The organism is Chitinophaga sp. MM2321, assembly GCF_964033635.1.
Classification (GTDB): Bacteria; Bacteroidota; Bacteroidia; order Chitinophagales; family Chitinophagaceae; genus Chitinophaga.
The window spans coordinates 2,711,779-2,737,439 of the sequence record NZ_OZ035533.1 but is presented as its reverse complement, the minus strand read 5'-3'; the positions used below and the strand labels follow the sequence as shown (position 1 = coordinate 2,737,439).

Below are 25,661 nucleotides of genomic sequence, written 5' to 3'. Positions count from 1 at the left end.
CATCAGTTACAAATCGAGCTGGATAATTAAAAGAAAATGAACAGTAGCCGCTTTAAAACAATGAAAAAAAACATGAGTAAAATTACACCGGTTTTTCTGGCAACCCTTTTATGGGGATGTGGCGTAACACAAAAAAATACGAATGATGACAACAAGGTGCATCATTTTGTTGCTATCAAACCAGGTTCCACAGAAACAGATATTATCAGGGTGGCGGCAAATGTAACGCCATCAGCAAGACAAATCCGTTGGCAGGAGCTGGAATTTGTGGCTTTCCTCCATTTTGGTATTAATACATTTACCGGCAGGGAATGGGGAACAGGTACAGAAGACGAAAAAATATTTAACCCCACGCAATTAGACGCCCGGCAATGGGTACGTACCTGTAAAGAGGCGGGCATGAAACAGGTGATCATTACTGCCAAGCACCATGATGGTTTTTGTCTTTGGCCAACAAAATTAACGGAGCATTCCGTGAAAAACAGCCCGTGGAAAGATGGCAAAGGCGATGTGGTAAAAGAAGTAGCTGACGCCTGCCGGGAATTGGGTATGGGCTTCGGCGTATATCTGTCTCCGTGGGATAGAAACTCTCCTGTCTATGGCGATTCACCAGCATACAATGCCTTGTTCATGGGACAGCTCACCGAACTATTAACCCAATATGGCAAAGTGGATGAAGTATGGTTTGATGGCGCGAATGGAGAAGGCCCTAATGGCAAAAAACAAGTGTACGACTGGAATGCGTATCATAGCCTGATCCGCAAACTGCAACCTACAGCAACCATTGCTATTATGGGACCGGACATCAGGTGGGTAGGTACTGAAAGTGGTTATGGAAGAAATACCGAGTGGAGTGTAGTACCATACGACCGGCCCGATTTTGATTCGATTGCTGCTGCTTCACAGCAGGATGTCAATTTTGTTCCGCAACCCAACCTGATGAACAATGACCTTGGCAGCAGAGCCATTATTAAAAATGCAAAAGGCCTGATGTGGTATCCTGCTGAAACAGATGTATCCATAAGACCAGGTTGGTTTTATCATGCATCGGAAGATGAAGATGTTAAATCACCCGAAAAACTATTTGATATTTATTTCAACTCCGTTGGACTTAACGGCGTATTACTGCTGAATATTCCTCCCGACAAACGGGGACTCATACACGAAAATGATGTAAAGGCATTGCAGGGATTCCGGGCGTTGAAGGACAAGATGTATAAAGAAAACTATGCCAGGGGCGCAGAACTGGTCACCACCGGTAAAAACGTGGATGCTATACTGGATGGTAATAATACGACTCACTGGACTACAAAAAATGAAAGCGAAACAGGCTCCATTATCTTTAAACTGCCAGCGCCTAAAACAATCAGTGTATTGAGCCTGCAGGAAAATATACGTGTGGGACAAAGGATCGAAAAGTTTTCTTTTGAATATCTGGATGGCACCGAATGGAAAAAAATTGCGGAAGGCACAACAGTAGGCTACAAGCGTCTTTTACGTTTTGCCCCGGTTACCGCAAAAGAGTTCCGTATTAATATTGAAGGCTCGCGCCTGAATCCTACGCTGAGCGAAGTGGGCTTTTATAAAAATCCCCTGGATTGAGAAAGAATAGTCCGGGTTTTATGCAAATAAAAAATCCCGTCAAAAAAAATAATTGCCACTACGTTATGAATACTATTGCAAGATTTCATTTAGAAAGACTTTTCTTTTTTGCACTTTTTTTCTTTGGGATAATTTGTACAACGCTGGCGCAACCAGGGCCCAGGCATGACCTGAATTTTGAGTCCCTTGCCACCACCTGGGACGAGGGAATTCCTTTGGGGAATGGGATGGTAGGTGCGCTCATCTGGCAAAAGAAAGACCACCTGAGGATGTCGCTGGACCGTGCAGACCTTTGGGATCAACGTCCCATGAAGGGGTTGCATAGGCCCGAATTCAGCTATAAGTGGGTACAGGAACAGGTGAAGAAGAAAGAATATGGTATTGTACAACAGTACTTCGATGTGCCTTACGACAAAGAACCCGGACCCAGTAAAATACCCGGGGGCGCACTGGAATTTGATATTCAAAGCCTGGGCAAAGTACAATCCGTTCATTTATCACTGAAAGAAGCTGTGTGCACCGTTAAATGGGAAAACGGAATGGTGTTAAAAACCTTTGTGCATGCTACGCAACCTGTTGGCTGGTTTCGTTTTGAAAACCTGAAAAACAATATTATCCCGAAACTGGTTGCACCTACGTATCAATCTACAGGCGTAGTGGCCACCGGTGGCCCGGTAGAAGGGGATGACCTGTCGCGCCTGGGTTATAAGCAAGGCACTATAAAAACAGGAAGTAATACGGTCACTTATGAGCAGGAAGGTTGGGGTGGTTTTAAATACCAGGTAAGTGTGACATGGAAAAAAATAAATAATACAACCGTAGAAGGCGCCTGGAGTATATCTTCCCAATATCCGGGACAAAAAATAAATCCACTGGCAAAAACAATCGTTGATCAATCAATCGCACGTGGTTATAATACTTACCTGACCAGCCATAACAATTGGTGGAAGGAGTTCTGGAGCAAGTCGGCCATCCATGTACCGGATACTTTATTAGAGAAGCAATGGTACCTGGAGCAGTATAAATTTGGCGCAGCTGCACGCCGTGGAGCGCCGCCTATTTCGCTACAGGCAGTGTGGACGGCAGACAACGGCCGGTTGCCACCCTGGAAAGGCGATTTTCATCATGATCTGAACACACAGTTAAGTTACTGGCCTGCATACAGTGGCAACCACCTGGAAGAAGCCCTGGGATACATTGATCACCTGGAGCAAAACAAAGCCAATTACAAACGCTACAGCAAATTGTATTTTGGTTCGGATGGACTGGCAGTACCAGGCGTTACCACGCTGGATGGCACCGAGATGGGAGGATGGATTCAATATTCATTGTCACCTACTGTATCGGCCTGGCTGGGGCATCATTACTACCTGCAGTGGCGTTATAGCATGGACCGCCGCTTCCTGAAGGAAAAGGCTTATCCCTGGATCAGCGATGTGGCCAGGCATTTAGAACAGGTAACGATTAAAGATAAAGACGGCTTCCGGAAATTACCGATCAGTTCAAGTCCTGAGATCCACGACAATAGTATTAATGCATGGTTTAATAGCAATACCAATTATGATCTGGCATTGATGCGTTTTACATTTGGAGCGGCCGCCGAACTGGCTGCTGAATCCGGACTAAAAGCAGAAGCCAGTCACTGGAAAAAAATATTAAGTGAATTCAGGGATTTTGCAGTTTCAGAAAATAATGAGTTGCTGGTATCGTCCACTTTGGCGTATAAGGAATCGCACCGGCACTTTTCGCATATGATGGCGATATATCCGCTGAGTTTAATTACCTGGGAGAAGAATGATCAGTCAAAAGAAATCATACAGCATACCATTGCATTGCTGAATAAGATCGGACCGGATTATTGGTGTGGTTATTCCTATTCATGGCTGGCGAGTATGAATGCCAGGGCTAAGAATGGCGCAGCTGCGGCCAAAGCATTACAGATATTTGCGAAAGCATTTTGTCTGAAGAACAGTTTTCATGTCAATGGTGATCAGACTAAATCCGGTTATTCAAAATTCGTCTACCGGCCTTTTACGCTGGAAGGTAATTTTGCATTTGCTTCGGGATTGCAGGAAATGTTGTTACAGAGTTATGCAGGATTCATCGAAGTGATGCCGGCAGTACCCGATGAATGGCAGGACATATCCTTTGACAAGTTAAGAGCAGAAGGCGCGTTCCTGATCAGTGCCGAAAAATCCGGCGGCAGGATGAAAAAACTGAAGATTGTTGCAGAAGCTGGTGGAACCACCAAACTGAAACTGCCCTTTAAGAACTTTACAGTCGCTTCAAAAAATGCAGTCACCGTAGGCAAAGCAGTAGATGGTTTTGTTGAACTCTCTTTCAAAAAGGGCGGGGAACTTATGATGCAGGAACAGGGGGATTGATGTATTGAAAAAATTTCACAAGATAAAAGCCTTTGTAATGCTGTAATATTACAAAGGCTTTTACTGTTTTTATTCCATAAAAAATTACATAACACTGATCTCCCTTACTTCCACATTGCCACCAACACTTAAAATTGGACAACCCCTGGCTAATTCAACTGCCTCGTCCAGAGAATCAGCTTTTACAATCGTGTAACCACCCAGCGTTTCTCTGATTTCTGTATATGGACCGTCTGTAACTATATGATCGGATTTTATTACTTTACCAGATGGCGCCAGCCGGTTACCGCGGTCGGTTAATTTGTTTTGTGCCGCAATGCTATTTATCCAGTCCATCCATTTTTGGGTTGTGGCCTGCATTGCTTCGGGGGAAGCATTTGGCACATTGTTCTGATCGATCCTGAATGCAAATAAGAAGTCTTTCATGACTAAAAATTTTAATTGTTTTAAAACCTGTACTACCTGATAATGCTTGGGTTCCAGGTTATTGGACAATGTTATTATATTTTTTTATCTATTTTATATAACTATATTGATGATCAATATATTAACTTTCAGATCAACATACATTGGCATATCAATTTAAGCATAAATAAAAATAATCCAACGGTGAAAAATTCACGGATCCCCTTAAGGTCAACAACAGGACACTACATGATAGTTAAATGCCCCTGATTGTTATCATTGTTGAACACACCACGTATTCCACGTTTAATTACTATATATGAAAAGATGTCTTCTACTGGTTCCTGCCTTATTAATGATAGGGAATGTTGGCTATAGCCAGTCGGCGCCAGCCAGCAGCCCCAAAGGGCCTGCCCCGTTGAAATTTGTGAAGCAACAGATAGCTACTGAGAGTTATGAGTCGGTGGCCGTATTTGATGTAAACAATGACAAGATACTTGATCTCGTATCAGGCGCTTTCTGGTATGAAGGCCCCAGGTATTTCCAGCGTCATTACATCGGTCCGGTTAAACAGTTTGCAGAATACTGGGATGATTTTTCTACCATCCCGTTTGATGTAAACGGAGACGGCCGCATGGACTTTATCACAGGTGGCTGGTTTGGCAAAAGCCTCGTATGGAAAGAGAATCCGGGGAAAGACACCGAATGGAAAGAACATGTAATAGCTACACCGGGAAACATTGAAACCACCAGGTCCTGGGATATAGACGGTGATGGCGTACCCGAAATTGTACCCAACACCCCTAATGATCCCCTCATCGTTTACCGGCACATAAAAGGAACCGATCAGTTTTCTGCTCACAAAATCCTGGATAAATCCGGTCACGGTCTTGGCTTTGGCGATATCAACGGCGACGGACGCGGCGACCTTATCATTCCCGGTGGCTGGATAGAAGCCCCCGCGGCGCCTTTCCGCGATGCCTGGAAATTTCATCCTGAGTTTAACCTGGGCACAGCCAGTGTACCCATCATCGTAACAGACGTAAACAAAGACGGCCTGGCAGACCTCATCGTTGGACAGGGACATGACTATGGCCTGGATTGGTACGAACAGAAAGCAGACAAGAAAACAGGAAAACGGTCCTGGATCAAACATGCGATCGACCCCTATAATTCCCAGTTCCACACCATGCAATGGGTGGATCTTGATGGAGATGGATCCGAAGAACTGTTGACCGGAAAACGTTACCGCGCGCATAACCACAACGATCCGGGTTCAAACGATCCTTCCGGTGTTTACTACTACAAATGGAATGGTGAATCTTTTACCAAGCAGGTGATCAGCTATGGTCAGCCAGGGGAAGGAAAAGGAGCGGGGATCTATTTTGATGTGCAGGATCTCACCGGGTCCGGAAGAAAAGATGTGATAGTAGCCGGCAAGGATGGACTATTTATATTTTTTAACAAGGGCAGTGAATAAGCTGCCGCCAGGGCCCCACGCATAGTAGCGTGGGGCTTTTTTGGTAGCAGTTATCTTTTAAAACGATACCCATACAATATAAGCATTCTTATTTTTTCCTTTTCGCTCAATCATCATGGTGGCAAAGGATTTGCCATCCTCACTGCGGGTGTTCATCTCCAGCGCGCAAAAGCGGCTTTCATTCTCATCCCCCGGATCACCAAAGAGATAGGTTTTATTCACTTTGGTGCCATCATAAATAGCGCAGACCGTATTGGCGTCGCTGATATAACGTAATTTCTTTTTGCCCCGGTAGTTTTCATCCTCGTCTTCAATGTTCCGTACATAATCATTGTAGATCACCATCTCTTTATTATCTACATTGAAATAATCATAAGAGAAATAACTGGAAATATCGCTCCTGTTATTGGACCAGAATGTTTTTTTACGATAGGTCCAATTAGCCATCGGGCGGCGGTTGATATGTAAAAGATCCAACTGGGTTTCCGCTTCCTGTGATTTTGCTACGGCATAACTGGCTATTTCTTTCCCTGCGGGATCAATGCGGTCCACGCCAATGTCACCCAGGCGGGTACGTATGGAAGTAAGGCCACCGGCAGTGCCGCCGGCACCGGTTTTATACGATGAGGATTTGTTATAAATAATTTTGAGCTCTTCATACATTAAAGTCACACTCGTGTCAGGATTCAGCCGGAAATCCTGGATTACACCATAATATGGTTTCTTATATTTCAGGTGTTCCCTGGCGTACGTTGACAGATCGGGATGATCGATAAAATACTTATTGGTGACCTGTAATGCAGCGGGATCTACTATAGCCATTTGCAACGAGAGGTATTCACCGGTATTATTAAATGCCACACCCAAGGTACCGTTTTTACTGGAATTGATACCGGACCGCGTCATGGTATAGTCCTGTTTGACGCTTTTGGAGGAAACACTGCTCAGCATGTATAATTTCTTACGGAGGCTGTCGTATTTCATGGCTACCTCTACATCTCTATAATCATCCGTGTAGTCGAGGAAGTTATATTCAAATGTTTTGGTCCCCTTTAACAAACGTGAGATCAGGACGCGGGCATCCTTTCCACCGGAAGAACGGGTGTTGTATGCATAGTTGGTAATAAAAACAAATTCATCCCGGTTGACATACATATCCAGGAACCGCAGGTATTTGTAAGTGCCTTCAGGCGATTCATAATAGGCCCGGTTCAATTCCGAATGATCGGGGTTGTAGTGTATCACCTCGATCCGTTCATCACGGTCATGGCTCAACGAATTAAACACACCTACCGCATAATAATCGGACTGCGGATCTTTTCTGACATAAAAATCGGGTATGGACAACGCTTTAAAAAACATACCATAGGCAGCACCCATACTCACTTTTGGCAGCTCCGCAATCTTTTCTTCTTTCAGCAACTTTCCGGTTTTGCCGTCCACGATGAGGCGGAATAGGGAAGGTTTGTGGCGCTCTGCTTGTTCCAGGAAAATGACGGCATTACCGTTGATCTCATATAACCCTTTCAGGTAAGAGTCATCCATCAGGCGAGGCGACCATTCCTTTCCAAGTATATGTGCCGTGGGTTTGGCGTGGTGCTTCTTATCGTATACCACCACGTTGATACCTTCCTTACGGGTAAAGTTGAAAAACAGGGTATTCCCGTTTTTTAGCATTAACAGGCGGCTGGCACCAAATTCGGGTTCATCAAAGGGTTTACTGCGTTCTACCTTGGGAGACTGTGCAAATAGCAGTACAGGCAACAAAAGAAGGCTACAAAGGGCAGCCAGTGTTAATTTATCAGGCATAGGGGAGAAGATTGATTGTTTTACTCCTAAGATAAGGATTATAACGGAAGAATAAAGATGTATCATAACCTGATTACAACGAAAAATAAACATCTCGTTTTTGGATTTGAACAGGCGCAGGAGTTGTTTAAGTAGAAATGTTATACACGAAATCCTTCTCATTCATCAATTGAATTGTTATATTCACCCATTCAAATTTTCTATCATGATAACCTTTATTAAATTCCTGAAGAAACATCCTGTCGCGTCCGCGTTATCCGTTTTCTTTTTCGCCTCAAGTATAATGTCGGGTTGTGCAGAAAAAACAGATGATAAAAAGACGTCCATTATATTTGATTCTGATATCGGTCCGGATTACGATGATGTTGGCGCTATCGCCATACTGCACGTGCTGGAGGATATGGGAGAAACAAAGATACTGGCAACAGTAGCCAGCAATAAATATGAAGGAATAGCTGGCATCCTGGATGTATTCAATACTTATTTCAAACGGCCGGATATTCCAATCGGTGTGCCAAAAGGAGCCGGCGTTACCCTTCCCGACAATCAGCATTGGACAGATACCCTGCTGGCAAAATACCCGCATAAGATTCAGCGTAACGATGATGTACCGGATGCTGTGAGCATATACAGAAGTGTATTGGCAAAAGAGCCGGATCATAGTGTAACCATTGTCACCGTAGGGTTTCTGACAAACCTGGCTAACTTATTAAATTCACCTGGAGATGATATTTCACCGCTTACCGGCAAAGAATTAATTGAGAAAAAGGTAAAGTTATTGGTAAGTATGGCGGGTAAATTCCCCGAAGGGAAAGAATTTAATGTGTTCAAAGATGCCGCAGCTTCCGTAATCGCCTTAGAGAACTGGCCTACAAAAGTCATTTACTCCGGCTTTGAAATAGGAGAGAAAATAAAAACAGGATTGCCAATAACACAAAACAATAGCATTCAAAACAGCCCTGTGAAAGATGGCTTCAGCATCAGTATTCCCCAGTCACCGGAGGATTCCGCCGGAAGAATGAGTTGGGATGAAACCGCTGTACTGGTAGCTGTACGGGGCTATGAACCTTATTATACTTTGAAGGAGGGGAAAATAAAAGTAGCGGAAGATGGCAGCAATACCTGGGACGAGAACGGGAAAGGGCAGTTTTATCTGGTTGAAAAAGAATCTCCGCAAAAAGTACAGGAAATTATTAACCAGTTAATGATGCAGCAGCCAAAATAATACAACACATCTTTTAACTGCCATATGATAAAAAACATTCTTTGCGTTTACTTATAATAGATAAGAAACACAAAGAATGTTTTTTTATAGTGATGAATAGCGGAAGGTTTTATTTTGCAGCATGCATCAATTGATATTTCTTGGGCGTTAGCCGCGTAATTTCCTTGAACTGCTGATTGAAATTTGACAGGTTCTGGAAACCACTCTCATAACATGCCTGTGTAACACTCATATCCTCTCTCATTAAAAGTTTACAGGCGTATCCTATTCTTAGTTCAATCGTAAATTGCGAAAAAGACTTCCTGGTTCTGCTTTTAAAATACCTGCTGAAGGCGGTGGGACTCATATTAGCTACAGCAGCAACTTTTACGAGACTGATTCCTTCCTGGAAGTTGTTCATGATATATTCATATACTTTATTCAGCCGGTTGGAGCCTGATTCATCAATGGAATTGGCAAAGCCCTCACTGGATAGCTCTACGAGGTCATTTGAATCTGAATTCGAAAGCGTATTTAGCATAGAAAGCAGTAGTATGATATTGTCCGCACCTGCTGCCTGTTCCATTTTTATAAGCTGGTCCGCAATATAATCCCGGGTTTCTCCTATTATTTTAATGCCTCTGTGAGAGCGTTCCAGGAAAGCACTCACCTTTGCCATTTCAGGAATCCCAAAGAATGTATTTCCTAAAAAGTCATCCAGAAAATGAAGTACCAATACTTCTGATTTATCATAGGTATGTAGCTCATCATTGCGCCAGGTATGGGGCAGATTTTTCCCTATAAAGATCAGGTCGCCAGAGGTGAACCTGTCAATATGATCCCCTACCATGCGCCGGCCGCTGCTTTCAAGTATGAGGGTCAGCTCATACTCGTCATGAAAATGCCATATCCCCGGAAACCCATTGCTAAACACCGACCTGTTGACACTGAAGGACGCTTTTTGTGGTACATTAACTTTGATGAGCAATGGTTGCATAGCAATTGTTTTATAGCTTTAAGATAAAGCTTTAAATGGTTAATTGCTATATCCCCATCGTTTTTTTGTTCAGGCTGCTATTTAACTTGTCTTGATACGGATAGCTATGCCACCCTGTTTTTAAGTGCTTCTCCCTGCAATCCCCTACATACTTCTTCGGCAGCCAGGTACTGCAACGCCGGAACGCTTCTGGAGCTGTACCATGCTGTATGGGAGGTGAGCAGGGCATGCTCGGATTTCCATAATGGATGTGTTTCCGGTAAAGGTTCGGATTCAAATACATCCAGTCCTGCTACTATTCTACGTTCTTCCAGTGCAGTGGCGAGTGCAGCTGTATCAATAAGACCGCCTCTGGATGTATTTAAAAGGATGGTTCCTTTTTTCATTTTTTGAATTGTCTCTGCATTGATTAAATGATGTGTCTTTTCATTCAATGGGAGATGTAGTGAAATGATATCAGCTGTTGAAATCAACTCCTCGAACGTTAACGGCTGTACGCCGGAAGCCTCCATTTGTTCATTTGTTATGTTGGGATCATATGCCCCGACTGCAAATCCAAATGATGCGCTACGTTTTAATACTTCGCTGGCAATCCGGCCGTATCCTACTGTAGCAAAGAGCATATCACGAAAGGCGGGCATCGGATGTGGAGGGATAATTTTCCATATTCCCTTTTTCATCCGGTAATTGGTTTCAGTGAGTTGTCTTGCCAGTGCCAATGCCAGGGAGATGGTATGATCAGCTACTTCGTGAATACAATAGTCGGGAACATTACACACCGGGATGGCCTTCTTTTTCGCTGCCTCAAGATCAATATTGTCCACACCGATACCATATCTCACAATCACTTTACATTTATGCAGATGTGCTATTACCTTGGCTGTTACCGGGGCCCACTGAACGAGTAAAGCATCTGCATCTCCTGCATTGGCAATAATCTCCTCCTCTGTACTGCTTACTGTGGAATATACTTCATATCCCAGTGCGTTCAGCAGCTCGCATTCCTGCTGCAGGCCAGGAAACCCATAATCGGTAACAAATACTTTTCCTTTACTCATAAACTGTTTCAATAATAATAATTAAAGTAGGTTTTGTTTGCTGGATAAAATGCTGTTATAGGTTTTACATCGTATTGCTGAAAGCAAGAATAATGACGGCAACCAGAATCGTTGCAATCGCCAGGTACATGGTATTCCTGGGCCTGCCCTTTATCGCCTTCCATTCTCCGCCGATAAAGCCTACCAGCTGATTACCTATCACCTGTAATGACTGTTGAATAGCAAAGCCAACGGATGCGCCCAAAGCGCCGAGCAAAAGCATGCCCTTACCTAAAAGTATAATGGAGAGAATAAATTGCAGACCGATGATAGAGCCATATACGATTTCATCTTTTCTTGCAAATAACAGGTGCCAGGTATTTTTCTTCGTCATGAGGTAAACGGCATACAGCACATTCACTAACCCTCCTCCAAACATACACAAGGCCCAGACAGAGAAATTTGCTGTAATATCTCCCGCCCCCTGTTGCTTCGCTGCTGCGATAACAGGCCCCTGGCTATATACAAATGCCAGGGATATACCACTGGAAAGGAATCCGGCGATGATCACCAATATCAATCCTTTTACAAAGCTTCCTGAACCCTGTTGTTTTTTTGATGCATCACTTTCCTGCTTTAAAATTTTTTCCCGGCCAAACCCGGCAACACTCACCAGGGATATACCGATAATAATGACTACCAGCCCAACCAATATTACCACGCCGGCAGGAGAGAAGATGTTCGGTGCGTTGCTGAATAATCCGCTCCCCTTAAAGAGCATAGGAATAATAACGCCTATCGACATCCCGGCAGCTGAAAGGATGGCTCCCGTCAGCGCAGCCCCGATACGAACCACACAAACCAGGTAAAGAACATTGGCTACGCCCCAGCTGATGGATAAAAGATTAGAAATAAGCAATGGTTTCAGCCCTACTGTTTTAACCAGTTGTACCAGATCAGGCACCTTAATCAATACTACCAGCCACGGATATACGATAATAGCCGACAACATGAATACAAACAGGTATTGTTCGAAATGCAGTTCGTTGATCTTCTTCATCGGCCACGCGACCGTACCTGTACCTAACCCCGCCAGCACTACGAGTACTAATCCAAGTAATATTTCCATAATTAAGGTTTAATAGTTGATAAATTTTTACTGACATCCGTCAGAAATCCCTGTTAAACCCGCAGGTCCAACCGCCATCCACTATGATATTATGCCCATTGATATAGGAAGCCGAACCGGAGGACAGGAATACAACTGCTTCAGCGATTTCTGCTGCTTCCCCCGGGCGTCCCTGTGGAATAAAAGAAATAAGCCGGTCTGCCAGTTCACTGAAACTACCAGTGTCGCTGTAAAAAAGATGTCGCGTCGTTTCAGTTATCGTTGAACCCGGCGATACCGCATTCACCCGGATGCCATGTGGCGCCAGTTCGCAAGCCATGGCTTCGGTCATCTTCAGAATGGCGGCCTTGGCTGCCACAAAGCCCACCTGTAGCCGCAGCGCCACCACACCGGCAACAGAAGCGACATTTACGATGGCGCCCCCCTTTTGTTCTTTCATTATTCTGGCAGCTGCTTTACAACAATAAAATGTACCGTTGAGATCCACATCGATCATCTTCTGCCAGGTTTCATCCGGATACTTGTCTGTAGTAACCCGGTCAACTGCGGCAGTTGAATTAATGCCGGCATTGTTGATCATGATATCCAGCCGGCCGAAATGCTGCACTGTTTTCTCTACAAGTTGATTCACTTGTTCCGGATGGCTGATATCACATGGAATAAATATTGCCCTGTTGCCCAGGGATGCGGCGATCTTTTTTCCTGCTTCTTCCTGTATATCTGTTATAACCACATAAGCACCATCCTGATAAAATTTTTCGGCGATTGCTTGTCCGATGCCGCCAGCGGAGCCGGTGACTAAAGCCACCTGACCGGTAAAATCATACTTAGCCTTACATGTCTGCATTTCTATTTATTTAATCTGCTTATTTATTTATCAATAAAAGCTACTACTGCGCCGATAGGTACTGTAACGCCTTCTTCTGCAACAATGCTACTCAACTGACCATCTTCCGGTGATTCAAGTTCGATGACCGATTTATCACTTTCAAAGTCTAATAAGGGTTCTCCTTTTTTAACAAGATCACCTGCTTTTTTATACCACCGGGCTATCGATACTTCGGTGATGGTAAGCCCCAGGTTGGGGATTGTTACTGCTATACTGTTGCTGCTGGTGGGCGCGGCCTCCGAAGGCTGATCAGGCGTAGCATCGTTTTGTTTTCCCGGATTACTTTGTGTACTGCTACCGGAAGATGTTTCAGATATGATACCACTTACAGGCAGATAGCTGGTTTTAACAACAACACCATCCAGGATTGATTTAACCGCCTGCATAATTTTTTCAGCAGTAATGGTGACGGCTGCTTCCAATGGCGGACTAAAAGGCTGTGGTACGGATGGTTTGTTCAGTCGTCCCACTGGCGCTTTTAATGTGTAAAAACAATTTTCCTGCACAATAGTGGTGATCTCGGCGCCTACAGAACAAGGGGTGTAAGCTTCATCCACTACGAGTAAATGCCCTGTTTTAGTGACGCTATTAATGATACAGTCTGCATCAAAAGGAATGATGGTACGGAGGTCGATTATTTCGCAGGAAATACCCTGGCTGTTTAACTGTTTAGCGGCTTCTATACAAGCGTGTACGGGTTGGCCGAAACTTACTACCGTTATATCACTGCCTTCTTCCACTAACCTGGCTTTGCCAAATGGAATATATTCCTCTGTAACAGGAACGGGGCCTTTTGAAGATAAAAGTGATTTAGGTTCCAGGAAGATAACGGGATCGCCTGCACGTAATGCTGTTTTCATGAGCCCTTTGGCATCAGCGGGTGTAGAGGGCACTACTACAATCAAACCAGGGCAGTTTGCCCAAAGGGAGTGGAAGGTGCCGCTATGCTGTGGACCTGCCTGTTTAATTTGCCCTGCGCCGGCACGGATAATCATGGGTACACCGAACTGGCCGTTGCTCATGTACCGTAATTTGCTCGCCTGGTTAATGATTTGCGTCGTAGCATCAAAAATAAAATCTGCAAACATCAGGTCGGCAATAGTGCGACACCCAGTTGCCGAAGTTGCAGCAGCGGCGCCGGTAAATGCCAACTCACAAATAGGAGTATCTATCAACCGCTCATCACCGAATTCGCCCCATAAGTTTTTCGTCTGACCAAATGTTCCACCTCTTTCACCGATACCTTCCCCCATATAAATAACGTTTTTATCCCGGCGCATTTCTTCCGCGATACCATCACGCACCGCTGCGAGCCAGCCCTGTACGGCCGTTTCTCCCGTTTGAGATGATTGTTGTAAAGCCACCAGCGGATTAACCGGGTTCATCCAGCAATGATCTGTAACGGTAGCTGCTTCGGGATATGCAGAGGAACGGGCAAAGTCCAGTGCCGCTGCTATTTCCTTGTCAACGTTTGTCGTTATATCGGCTATTTCTTTTGCTGTTGCTATAGCTGATGTAGTGAGATAGTTTTCGAAGTTTTTTATCGGGCACCGGGTGATCCATTCTTCCAGTTCTTCTTTGGTACGGTAGGTACCTACCAGCACGTCACCTTCATGATGACCTACAGTGCGGTAAGTGACCGCTTCAATCAGGGTTGGACCTTCGCCTTTACGGGCGCGCGCTACTGCCTGCGCCGTCACCTGCTGCACTGCCAGCACATCATTGCCATCCACCCGGATACCCGGTATGCCATAGGCCGCCGCTTTACCGGCAATATCTGTATTCAGGTTTGCTTTTGTAACAGGGGTACAGGTCGCATACAGATTATTCTCACAGATAAAAACTACCGGCGTCTTTTTTATAGCTGCGAGGCATATCGATTCATGAAAAGAGCCGTGGCAAATAGCACCATCCCCAAAGAACGCTACTGCGACGCCATCACTATGTTGTACCTGCGCACTCATACCCAATCCTACGGCCAGCGGTATTCCTCCGCCTACCAGGCCATTGGTGCCAAACAGACCCGCAGCTGCACTGTAAATATGCATCGACCCGCCACGACCACCATTGGTACCGGTGGCCTTTCCATACAATTCTGCCAGCATCTCTTTTAAATCCACACCTTTCGCTAATCCATGCCCATGGCCACGATGCGTGCTTGTAATCCAATCAGTATGTTTAAGGTTTGCACATACGCCTACGGCCACCGCTTCCTGTCCCACACATAAATGGATAAATCCAGGTATCTCTCCTTTCTTGTAGCTATCCTGTACGGCCAGCTCAAATTTCCTGATCCGTAACATTTGTTCATACAGGTGCAATAAGCTTTGCTTATCCTGGGTTGCCATAGCAGGCGCGTCTTTTTTCTTCGTTAGATTATTCATATCCTTAGTTGATTAAATTATTACTGGGGGTGACAAATACGTATGAAAGACCGGATCATTGTTTAGCATAGATAAAAACTTCACCCGGCGCCATTACCATGGCTTTTACTGTTTCCGGTAACTGGGAAGCCTCCTGCAGAAAAGTGGCAGGATCGCCTTTACCACCTTCACTCACATGTTCAAGAAACATCCAGAAATGACAGGGAATCAGTATGTTCGGTTTTATCTCAGCTGCTAACCGGCAGGCCTCAAAAGCATTCATATTACCATATTGCCCGTTTATGGGCGCTATCATGATATCTACATTTGTGTGTAAGGAGCGCATGATTTCTTCCGGTCTGAAAGCAGTGTCGCCGACATGGTATATTTTTATACCCTCCACTTCAATTAAAAAACCAACGGCGTCCGGAGCCAGCTCTCCATGATCTGCGAATATGGCCCTGACCTGTATTTCTGCTCCCTGCCATTGTTGTTCTTCCTTTAAAATATGATAGCGTTGCGGCGTAATATTCAATTCGTTCAATAATGTTTCACAATCAGGTGCCGTTACAAAAAATGTAGTTTCATTCTTTGCAACAACCGGAATGGTATCCGGGTCGAAATGATCAGCATGATGGTGCGTACAGAGATACAGGTCGGCGTTTAATTCATGTGCCCCGATGACAGCAGGTATCATCCGTTTAAAATTGAACAACCGCTCGCAGGCATCCGACAGATAGGCATCTATGACGATTGTTTTACCACTGGCCGTCCGGATGCAGAAACCTGCCTGGGCAAGATAAAAGAGGGCTATTTCACCCTTGTCAACAACAGTTTCCTGTATCTTTTTAAGCAATTCCATAGCTTTTCATATTTTATTGATTGGTGCGTGTACGCTTATGAAGCGCCTCTCCGGAGATGACCGTTGTGCGACCCGACCTGCGTTCTATTATGTTAGAAAATATAGAATGGGAGAGATGTGAATCCACTGAAATACTGAAGTCGGAACAATTCAGCAGATGCCCGTTTGCAATGATAGCTCCATCCACATCACCATTATTGGTGATACCAAACCGGGCATCCTCTACCACGAAATTGCTGACGGTAATATGCTTCAGCGTGTCGATGTCTGCTACCAATCTGATTCCGCCGCCATCACCCGGCATAATGGAAGTGATGTAAACGTTGCTTACACTGATCCCGTTGCCAAAAGCATAATCATTGGATTTCAGAATCAGTCCGTTCGAGAAATGTCCATGCGCATCCAGGTTGGTTAGTAATCCCCCCTGCGTTTTAAGCACAACACCATGTACCCCGAAATAAGTAGAGACGTTACTGATTTGCGGGCAATATAAATTTTCAAATAACATAGCATGTACAGGTGCCCGTGCATCCCTGCACAAGGCCGCCACATTTTCCACAACAATACCTTGTCTGGGTGGAGATAGTACTTGTAGTTCATGAATACCATCCGCGCCGGAGAGACCTCCTTTCAGGTTATAACGCTGTGCAAAAATCAATGCTTCTGCCGGAGCGCCGTTATTATACTCTTTACACCATGTAGCGCCTGCGTCCACACCCAGATCTTTAACGATGATATTTTCCAGCAATGAGCAATCAAGTGTTCCTTTTAATACGGTACCTCCCACCAGTTTTTGCGGGGGAGTAAACCGGAGCTTCCCTGTCTTCCTATCGTATTCCCTGTTCCAGTCAGGCACCGGTTTTCCGGCGCCAGCTATCATGAGATGCGACTTCAGATCGGCGTGTTCCGGTGATGCAAATTCGCCCGGACCAATCAGGATGCAACCACCTGCTGCGGGAATAGCTGCCAACGCTGCGGTGAGGGTGAGAAAGGGTTTGCTATTGCTGCCCGCAACAGCGGTTTTATCGTTGCCATCCTTGCTGACATACACAGTAACCGCCGCAGGAAATATAATGCTATCCTTTTCCGGCAGGTTAACCGGAGATGTTTTAAAAAGAAGGCTCAATAACAGCGTATACAGCATCATGAAAATTTAGTTGAATGAATTACAGACCTGGCACATAACCTTTGCCCAGCCGTAGTCCTGTATTATTAAATCCATCACTGAAAGACATCCAGGAAGTAGTACCACCATCCACTACGATGGTTTGTCCGACTATATACCTGGCATCGTCTGATGCCAGAAAGATGATTGTTTTGGCAATATCAAGTGGTGTGCCCGGGAATCCACAGGGAATCATTTTCCCCAGTTCACTGAAATCATCTGTTCCCGCTGCTTTGAACTGGTTTTCTACAGGTACAGCACCCGGTGCCACGGCATTTATCCGGATGCCTTTAGGGGCCAGTTCTACAGCCAGCTCCCGTGTGTGGGCAATGATAGCGCCTTTGGTACCGGCATACACGGAATGGCCCTTACAAGCCCTGATACCATGTACAGAAGACAGGTTGATAATGACGCCGCCACCGGCAGCTTCCATCACCGGCAAAACAGTTTGCATAATAAAAAACTGCGCCCTTACATTCACGTTGTAAACGGTATCATACTGTTCAGGAGTAACCTGCTCAAATTCAAGTGTCATGGAGATACCGGCATTGTTAACCAGTACATCTATGCCGCCCAGAAAGTCAATGGCTTCGCGAGCCAGTCGTACGGCCTCTTTTGCATCCTGCAGATCCGCTTTAATAGCGGTGGCTTTACCGCCGGCGGCTGTTATTTCACTCACGGCAGATGCAGCGCCATCTTTACTATGTGCATAATGCAACACCACCATAGCTCCCTGCCGGGCAAATTCCAACGCTGTTTCCCGGCCCAGTCCTGTACCGGAACCGGTTACCAATACTTTTTTCCCAATCATTTTTCCTGACATATCTAAAAATTAAATTGTTAAATTGATGTACCAGTTGTATTTACCAAAAGCTTTCACTTTGCTTACCTGTCCATGTTTTTTTGCTACATCAGGACGATCGTAGCAAATGGTGCAGGGCTCGATGATAATATTATAAAGGTTGTCCCATCCCTTTTCATTCATCAGTATTCCCAGGTAGGGAACCGTGTCGACAGGAAAAGCAATTGTTAATTTATTTTTATTGCCAGGATATTCCAACCCGCACCAGCCATCGGCCAACTTGTTATTGAAGTAATATTTTTCAAAACCTTTTACATTTTCCGGGCGACTGATATCTGCCCGGTAGGTGTTGCCATCCATGTCCCTGAAATTGGGCCAGTCACGCAGGTCACCAAACTTTCCATTCCCATTCGTTAAAATAGTAATGGCTTGTTTACAGTCATCGGGTACAATTACCCTGGTGCCTTCTTCTATGTTGATCATTAAATGCCCGGCCCAAAGGAATTCAAAGTCGAAGGCACTATTGTTCGTGAGCGTATAGTACATCCGGATTGAATCTTCGCCGGTGAAACAGATCTTCTTTTCAAGCGTGTACGGAAAGCGGGCACCGTTTACAGACATATGCAATGAATCATCTTTAAACTGGTAATTCCATGGCAACGACCATACTTCACCATGATCCGCCATTTTAATGTTTTTCCAGGGTTCATTTTCATATTCGCATACATCAATGGTAGGGAACATATCGTCGAAACCAGCGCATTCACCTTCTACGAAAACACCATCAAAGGGTTGATCCCGGTAGCGTTCATTTTCGCGCTGTAACAAATATTCATACCCCGTTTTTTTATTGATCAAAGAGACCATTTTACCACCAGGATCGGGAAGAAACTCCGCCCGGATGCCGGCGTTTTCCATTACAATACTGTCTTTATTTTTATATTTCGAATGCATCATTTTTTAATAATTGGCGGTTACAGTCACTTTTCCGGACAAACCAGTTATCTCGATTAATTCTTTTTCTTTGTTAAAGGCAGTCCATGGCTTACCATTAACCAGCACACTTTTAATATGTGCTGCTTTTGGATGACGGAACCGCAGCAATACCGACTTAGGCGGGTGAGCACCTGGTATTTCGATGGTTGCATTGATTTGCCTTTTTTTCACGTTGGACTCAATTTCATAAGCCATTGTGCCAAAATAGGTGGGTGCATTTTTCACACTGATCTTTTTACCTTGTTCCAGCCATGCACGGGGCGTGGCGCGGGCTATCCAAAGAGACTGATTGTCTTCCATAATCAACAGGTTGCGGAAATTTTCCATGAACCAGCCTGCAGTACCGTTATCAGGACTGGTACAATTGGCGAAATCTCCCAAATGTCCCCATTCCCAGAACCTTCCGTCAGCGGCCACAATGGCTGCATAGGCATTCATCCAGAACCGCAAAAAATTTGGTACATCATCCTGAAGCAGGTAGATGTTGGCATTGTGTGAAGCTTTTGGCAGGCCCGAATAAGTGTTCCAGAACCAGGCATCTTTCGTTATTGCGCCTTTCGCTTTCCGGTTTTGATCAGCAGCGGGGCTGCCTTCATTATAAACAATCGCTTCATCCATCACATCCAGCGTATTCACCATGCTGCTTTCTTTGGCATCCAGTGCGCTGAATGGCTCGGCCAGTGGCAGCGATCCCATGATCACATCTTCGAGGCTTCGTTGCGGAGCCTTTAAATCAACACTTAACATCTCGCCACGGGTATATGCCGCAAGCGGGATAAAACTGCCGTAAGTGCCGTTGCCCAGCCGGCGCACCGGGGATAGTATCGCCTCCTGCTTTACCGCCCGACGGATGTCCGCTCTATAGGAATTGGCCTGGTCAAGATAATTAGCAGCCTGTTTTTCCACGGCCTTGCGAATATCCTGGTTGTATTGCAATGCTTCATCGCGATAGTTATTTCCTTCTTCCGAATCAAACTTTACCAGGGCATCGGCGAACCGCTGTAATCCCTGGAGTGCCATGGCATCATTGGCATAATACCAGTGCCAGTCGGAAGCGGGTAGGGCATAATCACCCACCATGCTCGGAGGCATAAGTCCGGCCATCAAAAGCTCTTCCCGTTTGGGAATGTCACTAAGATAAAGTGTCCGCTGACGGATGATCCAATCTGCCGCAGCCTGCATCCGAACTTTATTGGTGCGGAACCATTCTTTGTTATTGGTCAGAAAATAATGATCGGCCATAGCAAAAAGCAGGCGGCCGGTGGAAGCGTGTGTGCCATCATGCGAGTATCCCATATCATGCCGCATGCTGGTGGCCCACTCCAGTGCACCATTTGCATCTACATAGTCACCATCTGCCTTCACACCCGGACTTCTTAAAAAATGGGTATACACTCTGTCAGCTTCCTTGTGCAATCCCACCAGGTCCATCTGATGAGCCACGCGGCCCACTTCAAAGGCAAGTCCGCCCCACATATGCGGGCCGGTTAACTGAAAGGAAGCTGCACGCCAGGCATTGGTCCAATTCGAATCCGGTAGTTGTACCTGCATAGGGGGTTCGGGAACCACAGGTAGCGATGGGATGACAGTTCCCACGGGACAGGTTGACAACCTTACGTTCTGCATCAACTCTTCCCAGGAGGCAGCTTCCCGGTGATCAAGGGTTAACTGCCGGCTATTTTTCAATTGCTTGCCCGCTAAGCTTTCGGCAAACTGACGGGCTGTTTTTCCGCTGCCTGCTGCTGTAATAAAAATGCCCTGTTCGGGAATTAATATCGGGCCATTTTCCAAATCGCCTGGGCGAAACGAAAAACCGCCCTTGCCGGTCCGGATAGTGATGCGGCTATCGAGTGCCGGGTATTCGCCGGAAGCATATAGTATGGGCAAAGTGATACCCCGCCTGGTGGCATTTACATACCGGGATTGCCAGGCGTGGTCACCAGTGATGGTTGTTCCTTTATCGTTTAGCAATGGAGATGCGGTACCCGCAATCGCCATATCGGATTCAATTACTCCATCAAAATCTGTCTGCGCTATTCCTTGTTGAAAACCCCATTCAATTTCCAGGTCCATTCTTTTCCATACACCTACCTGCGGGCTAACCAGTTGTATGTTGGGTACGACGGTGGTGGTTTTATCTTCATAAAATACTGCAACCATTTCTGTAGCTGCATTTACCTGCAAGCTAAATGCCCAGTCCATCTTAGCGGTGGAATCCACGTTGTAAGTCCAGGTGCGCTTGTCGGCGGAAACCTGCGGATGGTCAAGTATTTTATCAACGGTCCAGCCAAACCATCCATAGGAGGTAGGATAAACCCGCACTTCAACTGCATCCGGTGAAGGGATGTCCCGATCGGCTGGCCAGTTCAATTGTACCTGGTACTTCGAAAGGGTTCCGCGCCACAGCAATCCCGCCTGTAACGGACTTTTGGGCTGAGGTGGCAGCGGTTTAAGCAAGTCCGGCATCTTGTAGTAAATACTTTTTAATTCCGCCTCCGGCAATTGATAAAAAGCGGTCCGGTAAATTTTATCCATGCGCCCGAGGCGGCGCGGGATAAAATATGCTTCCGGTTTGTCCTGCACGGCCTGGTCGGCACGCCAGGAATATGCCCAGGGAGCAATGTCCACCGGTTGACCGACCATTTTGTCTAACTGGATATTTTCTTTCGCCGGCGGATCGTGAAGTATAGCCTGTCCATTAGCAATACCCGTATACAAAAAGACAATCACCAGTATGGGCGATATTTTTTTGATGCTGTAACTTTTAATCATTGTTTTGAACATGCTGGATATCAGATTTATGAATGGGGCCGCAAAGGACTTTGAAAAAATTCTTGTCACGATGCGAGCCCTGTCCATTCATTTTACGTTTTATTAAAATAGTGCGTTCCTCTTATATCTATGCTATCTTAAAAATTATTGGTTGTTTACTTTCTTATAACTGATCAACAGGGATGTCTTTTTTTCCTTCAGTGATAGGGCGATCCCATTGCTCAGTTGCTCCCCATTTTGAATGATCTTTTTTTGCGTGTCTTCGTCCAGCAATTCATACGATGCAGTTTTATCAATGCCTCTCAGTTGAACCTGGATAGATTCTTCCGGAGCGTCCTCGCGCCTGAAGGCCATGATAATTCCATCACTTGCTTCCGGACGATTTAACTGGTAAGCCAGCCAAACGTTGTCCTTCGTCATGTTATCTGTTTGGGTAAGCGGGTAATAATCAGAATAATAAAAAGGGCGCAACTGTTTAAATTCCTGCATGCATTTTTGCATTTGCGGGAGCGACCTGGAGGAATTGTTGATATCCCACATTAAAGCCACCGCACTGCTCATGCTGGAGCGAAATGCATACGGCGTACTTACAACATTACCGGTGCCGGAAAGCGGTAGATAAAAATTAAGACCATAGGCATGGCACTGCGAACCATTTGGCTCTCCATATTGATAATCCGTTCTCCATAAAGGAGAGCTACGTGATGTTGTTTCCAGGTCGATGCGCCGGCCTCCACTGGCACAGTTGTCTATCAGCAGGTCAGGAAAGCGAACGAGCAGGCTATCCCAATAAGCATACAGACCCTCGATATGTCTGATCTCGGAAATACCGGTGCGGTTGGGTTTGTCGTTTGCTGTCCAGTAGGGCATCGGATCCATATTAAAATCCTGGCGATAATAATCTACCCCTTCTTTTTTGATCAGGTTAGAAACATAATCTGTCATCCACAAGCGTGCTTCGGTGTTCCCCAGGTCAAACAGGAAATTTTTATTGTTACCGATTTTTATGATCCAGTCGGGATTCTTATTGGCAAATTCTGTTCCTTCGGTAACACGTTCCGGCTCCAGCCATAGAATAAATTTAGCGCCCGCAGTATGTGCCGCGTTAGTAACCGGTTTTAAACCGTTGGGGAAATTTTCTTTATTGGGTGTCCAGTTTCCTGTGTTGGGCCATTGGCCTTTACAGGAATACCAGCCCGCATCCAACCAAAAAACTTCCGGAACGATATTGAATTGCTGATGTCTGCGGATCTCTGCCACCGCAAAACCCTCTGTGGCGCAAACGTGTTCATTGCAGGGAGACGGACCACCACGGGCAAGAAAGGCGGCCAAAGGCAGCTCCACATGCTTACCATTCATTTTTTGCGTATGATGAGCCAGCACAAATTGACGGAACTGGTTGTGACCGGTCATCCTGTCTTCTCCTTTCCAAAAAAGGAGGCAGATCTTGGGTGTGCGGATCTCTTCCTTCGGATAAAGGGCCAGCTTCATTTTTTCCATACCCGATTTAAGGGAGATCGTTTTTTCATTTAGCTGGTTGATGTCGGCATACCATTTTCCGGACCATCCTACTGCTACCACAATTCCCTGCTGTCCGGGAAGACCAATATTAAAAAACGGGAAAGCCGTGTTGTCGGAAGAGCGGCCACCAGTTGGCGTCATATAAATATTTTTGCCCACTTCCAACTTTTCATCGATCGGTTGAAAGTCGCTTCTTTCCGCATTACTTCCCTTTGCATGATAGAGATTGAAACTACCTTTTTCGGTAGTTCCAAAAGTCTGGTCAATCACGGCTGCTTTCTCGATCAGTGGTGTATTATTTTCGGAAGTATTGGAGAATTTTAGTTCCCATTCTACCGCCTGGAAATCATTGAAGCAGGTAACCAGGCATTTTACTACAAGACCGCTCTGCTTATCAGAATAAGTGTAAACAGACGTTTCCGTATTTGAACCCGATGGCGTGCCTTTTTCTACTTTATATCCCCAGCTCTTAATAAAATCGGCTGAGTTTTTTCCCCCATAAACAAAAGAAAATGGGGGCACCTTACCTTTTGCAAAATGCTGCCGGATCCACTGGCGCCCGTCAACCGCTTTTGATGCTGTACCTTTTACCTGCTGGGAAAATGCTTCGTGTTGAAAAGCAAGCAGGGTGAAGAGGAACAGTATTTTTATCTTACCCATTTTAATTGTTTTTCTTGCTGCTACATTCATATTCAATGTTGTTTAGTAGAGGATTTAATAAAAAATTCAAACTATCTATAGCCAGGGTTTTGCTTCAGATTTGGATTGATATCTATCTCTGATTGAGGAAAGGGAAGTACATAATAATCTTCAATAAAAACAAGCGGTAATCCTCCCGGTGTTTTAATTTTCGGCAATACCACATCCGCGATATGCCAGCGTTTAAGATCAAAATACCTTTGTCCTTCCAGTGCCAGCTCAATGCGTCTTTCATGACGGATGTAATCTCTTAACACATCCTGAGCATTGTATTTTACTCTGTCTACCGGCGGCATATTTACACCTGCCCTTGCCCTTATTTTATCCAATGCGTCATATACACCAGCGGAAGGACCTGCTGCTTCATTTTGTGCTTCCGCGTACATCAGCAATACATCAGCATACCGGATGTGCACATAATCCTGGTCGTAGGAAGAATTAAATCCGCCGCTAAATGGCGCTTGTGAAAGATCCACATACTTCTGCATATTTATGCCGGTAAGACTGGGCGCACCTGCCGGTTCGCCTGCGGGCCAGGTTACATTCGGTAAACGGATGGTAAATTTAAGTCTCGGGTCACGGTTTAACCATGGCTTGGCGGCGTCATACAAAGCAGATTCAGTGATAGATTTTCCATCGGTGCATTCGTAGGCATCTACCAGATCGTAGTAGGGATCAATGTGAGAGCCCCAGCCAAATTGGGTGTTGGAGGCCCTGCCTTCGGAGGTCTGCTGTGGCAGATCAGGTGCGGTGTAAACAGTTGAAAACATTATTTCCGGGTTGTTGGCTTGCCCCGGTGTCAGAAACAGGCCTTCATAATTGTTTGCCAGGCTAAATTTTCCGTCATCTATAATTTGTTTTGCCAGAACAGCAGCTTCCGGCCACTTCTTTTCATACAACAATACTCTTACTTTTAAGGCCATGGCGCTTCCCTTTACCGCATGTCCGGCATAGGGTGTATTGGGCAGGTTGGCGATGCCAAAATCCAAATCTTCCTTAATGGCCGCCAGCACTTCTTCCTTTGGACTTTGGGCTATTTTGGCATCTTCGGCGGTGGCAGGACTTTCCTTATAATAGATCACATCACCATAAAAATTTACCAGGTCGAAATAAGCCAGCGCCCGCAGAAATTTGACTTCACCGATATACGTATTCTTTTTATCCGGATCTATGGTTTGTACTTTGTCGATATTGCCAAGAAAGTAGTTGAAGCCGGCAATCCCCCGGTAATAAGCATTGTAATTAACACCATTGGTAGCTGGTGTCAGGTTGCCTGTAGACATCACGTCCATATTGTAGCTGGCACCACCCCATTGCCCGAAGGCGTTATCGGTGAGACAATCCAGGTAGCACCGGTTAAAATTTAAAGACCAGCAGCCATAGAGCTTATTATAACAGCCCGACAAAGCCATTTGTGCATCTGCATCTGTATTCCAGAAGGTGGCGCTTGAAATAGCGTCTGTTGGATTTTTATCCAGGATTTTTGAGCAGGAAGCAGCTGCTATAACGATGGCAGTAAGTATATAAAAATGTATGTTTTTCATG

At 45.4% G+C, this 25,661-nt stretch carries 18 protein-coding genes; 4 read left to right on the top strand and 14 right to left on the bottom strand.

The window, feature by feature from the left end:
* The first annotated feature begins 72 nt into the window (after nt 1-72).
* Nucleotides 73-1,602, top strand: a complete 1,530-nt coding sequence (locus tag ABQ275_RS10750) for an alpha-L-fucosidase (RefSeq protein WP_349318302.1) — start codon at nt 73-75, stop codon at nt 1,600-1,602.
* Between the two features lie 65 nt (nt 1,603-1,667).
* Nucleotides 1,668-3,986, top strand: coding sequence for a glycosyl hydrolase family 95 catalytic domain-containing protein (locus ABQ275_RS10745; RefSeq protein ID WP_349318301.1), 2,319 nt, complete (start codon nt 1,668-1,670; stop codon nt 3,984-3,986).
* Nucleotides 3,987-4,070: 84 nt separating this feature from the next.
* On the opposite strand, the gene ABQ275_RS10740 is transcribed toward ABQ275_RS10745, so the two are convergent.
* Nucleotides 4,071-4,412 carry a YciI family protein gene (locus ABQ275_RS10740; protein WP_349318300.1) on the bottom strand — a complete coding sequence of 114 codons (342 nt, stop codon included), beginning with the start codon at nt 4,410-4,412 and terminating at the stop codon, nt 4,071-4,073.
* A gap of 298 nt (nt 4,413-4,710) precedes the next feature.
* Between ABQ275_RS10740 and ABQ275_RS10735 the strand changes: the two genes are divergently transcribed.
* The gene (locus tag ABQ275_RS10735; protein ID WP_349318299.1) at nt 4,711-5,871 is read left to right on the top strand and encodes a VCBS repeat-containing protein; all 1,161 of its coding nucleotides are present in this window, start codon (nt 4,711-4,713) and stop codon (nt 5,869-5,871) included.
* Between the two features lie 57 nt (nt 5,872-5,928).
* Here ABQ275_RS10735 and ABQ275_RS10730 read toward each other — a convergent pair whose 3' ends face one another.
* Nucleotides 5,929-7,680: a hypothetical protein gene (locus ABQ275_RS10730; RefSeq protein ID WP_349318298.1), complete on the bottom strand. Its 1,752-nt coding sequence runs from the start codon at nt 7,678-7,680 to the stop codon at nt 5,929-5,931.
* A gap of 205 nt (nt 7,681-7,885) precedes the next feature.
* On the opposite strand from ABQ275_RS10730, the gene ABQ275_RS10725 reads away from it, so the two are divergent.
* Nucleotides 7,886-8,905 carry a nucleoside hydrolase gene (locus tag ABQ275_RS10725; protein ID WP_349318297.1) on the top strand — a complete coding sequence of 340 codons (1,020 nt, stop codon included), beginning with the start codon at nt 7,886-7,888 and terminating at the stop codon, nt 8,903-8,905.
* A gap of 109 nt (nt 8,906-9,014) precedes the next feature.
* Here the strand turns inward: ABQ275_RS10725 and ABQ275_RS10720 are convergent, their stop codons facing one another.
* The 12 genes from ABQ275_RS10720 to ABQ275_RS10665 form a co-directional block, all read right to left on the bottom strand.
* Complete coding sequence (locus ABQ275_RS10720; RefSeq protein ID WP_349318296.1) at nt 9,015-9,881, bottom strand: AraC family transcriptional regulator; 867 nt, start codon at nt 9,879-9,881, stop codon at nt 9,015-9,017.
* A 104-nt stretch (nt 9,882-9,985) separates the two neighbouring features.
* Complete coding sequence (locus tag ABQ275_RS10715) at nt 9,986-10,939, bottom strand: C-terminal binding protein (protein ID WP_349318295.1); 954 nt, start codon at nt 10,937-10,939, stop codon at nt 9,986-9,988.
* 64 nt (nt 10,940-11,003) lie between these two features.
* A complete protein-coding gene (locus ABQ275_RS10710; protein WP_349318294.1) occupies nt 11,004-12,047 on the bottom strand; it encodes an L-rhamnose/proton symporter RhaT in 1,044 nt (347 codons plus the stop codon).
* Between the two features lie 40 nt (nt 12,048-12,087).
* Nucleotides 12,088-12,894, bottom strand: coding sequence for an SDR family NAD(P)-dependent oxidoreductase (locus ABQ275_RS10705; RefSeq protein WP_349318293.1), 807 nt, complete (start codon nt 12,892-12,894; stop codon nt 12,088-12,090).
* A gap of 23 nt (nt 12,895-12,917) precedes the next feature.
* The gene (locus tag ABQ275_RS10700; protein ID WP_349318292.1) at nt 12,918-15,320 is read right to left on the bottom strand and encodes a thiamine pyrophosphate-dependent enzyme; all 2,403 of its coding nucleotides are present in this window, start codon (nt 15,318-15,320) and stop codon (nt 12,918-12,920) included.
* Nucleotides 15,321-15,375: 55 nt separating this feature from the next.
* Nucleotides 15,376-16,161 carry an MBL fold metallo-hydrolase gene (locus ABQ275_RS10695; protein ID WP_349318291.1) on the bottom strand — a complete coding sequence of 262 codons (786 nt, stop codon included), beginning with the start codon at nt 16,159-16,161 and terminating at the stop codon, nt 15,376-15,378.
* A 13-nt stretch (nt 16,162-16,174) separates the two neighbouring features.
* The gene (locus ABQ275_RS10690; protein WP_349318290.1) at nt 16,175-17,308 is read right to left on the bottom strand and encodes a hypothetical protein; all 1,134 of its coding nucleotides are present in this window, start codon (nt 17,306-17,308) and stop codon (nt 16,175-16,177) included.
* A 19-nt stretch (nt 17,309-17,327) separates the two neighbouring features.
* Nucleotides 17,328-18,149: an SDR family oxidoreductase gene (locus tag ABQ275_RS10685; protein WP_349318289.1), complete on the bottom strand. Its 822-nt coding sequence runs from the start codon at nt 18,147-18,149 to the stop codon at nt 17,328-17,330.
* A gap of 9 nt (nt 18,150-18,158) precedes the next feature.
* Complete coding sequence (locus ABQ275_RS10680) at nt 18,159-19,085, bottom strand: DUF5107 domain-containing protein (protein WP_349318288.1); 927 nt, start codon at nt 19,083-19,085, stop codon at nt 18,159-18,161.
* A gap of 3 nt (nt 19,086-19,088) precedes the next feature.
* Nucleotides 19,089-21,908 carry a hypothetical protein gene (locus ABQ275_RS10675; protein WP_349318287.1) on the bottom strand — a complete coding sequence of 940 codons (2,820 nt, stop codon included), beginning with the start codon at nt 21,906-21,908 and terminating at the stop codon, nt 19,089-19,091.
* 132 nt (nt 21,909-22,040) lie between these two features.
* A complete protein-coding gene (locus ABQ275_RS10670; RefSeq protein ID WP_349318286.1) occupies nt 22,041-24,077 on the bottom strand; it encodes a glycoside hydrolase family 36 protein in 2,037 nt (678 codons plus the stop codon).
* 71 nt (nt 24,078-24,148) lie between these two features.
* Complete coding sequence (locus ABQ275_RS10665) at nt 24,149-25,660, bottom strand: RagB/SusD family nutrient uptake outer membrane protein (RefSeq protein ID WP_349318285.1); 1,512 nt, start codon at nt 25,658-25,660, stop codon at nt 24,149-24,151.
* Between the last annotated feature and the right edge of the window lies 1 nt (nt 25,661).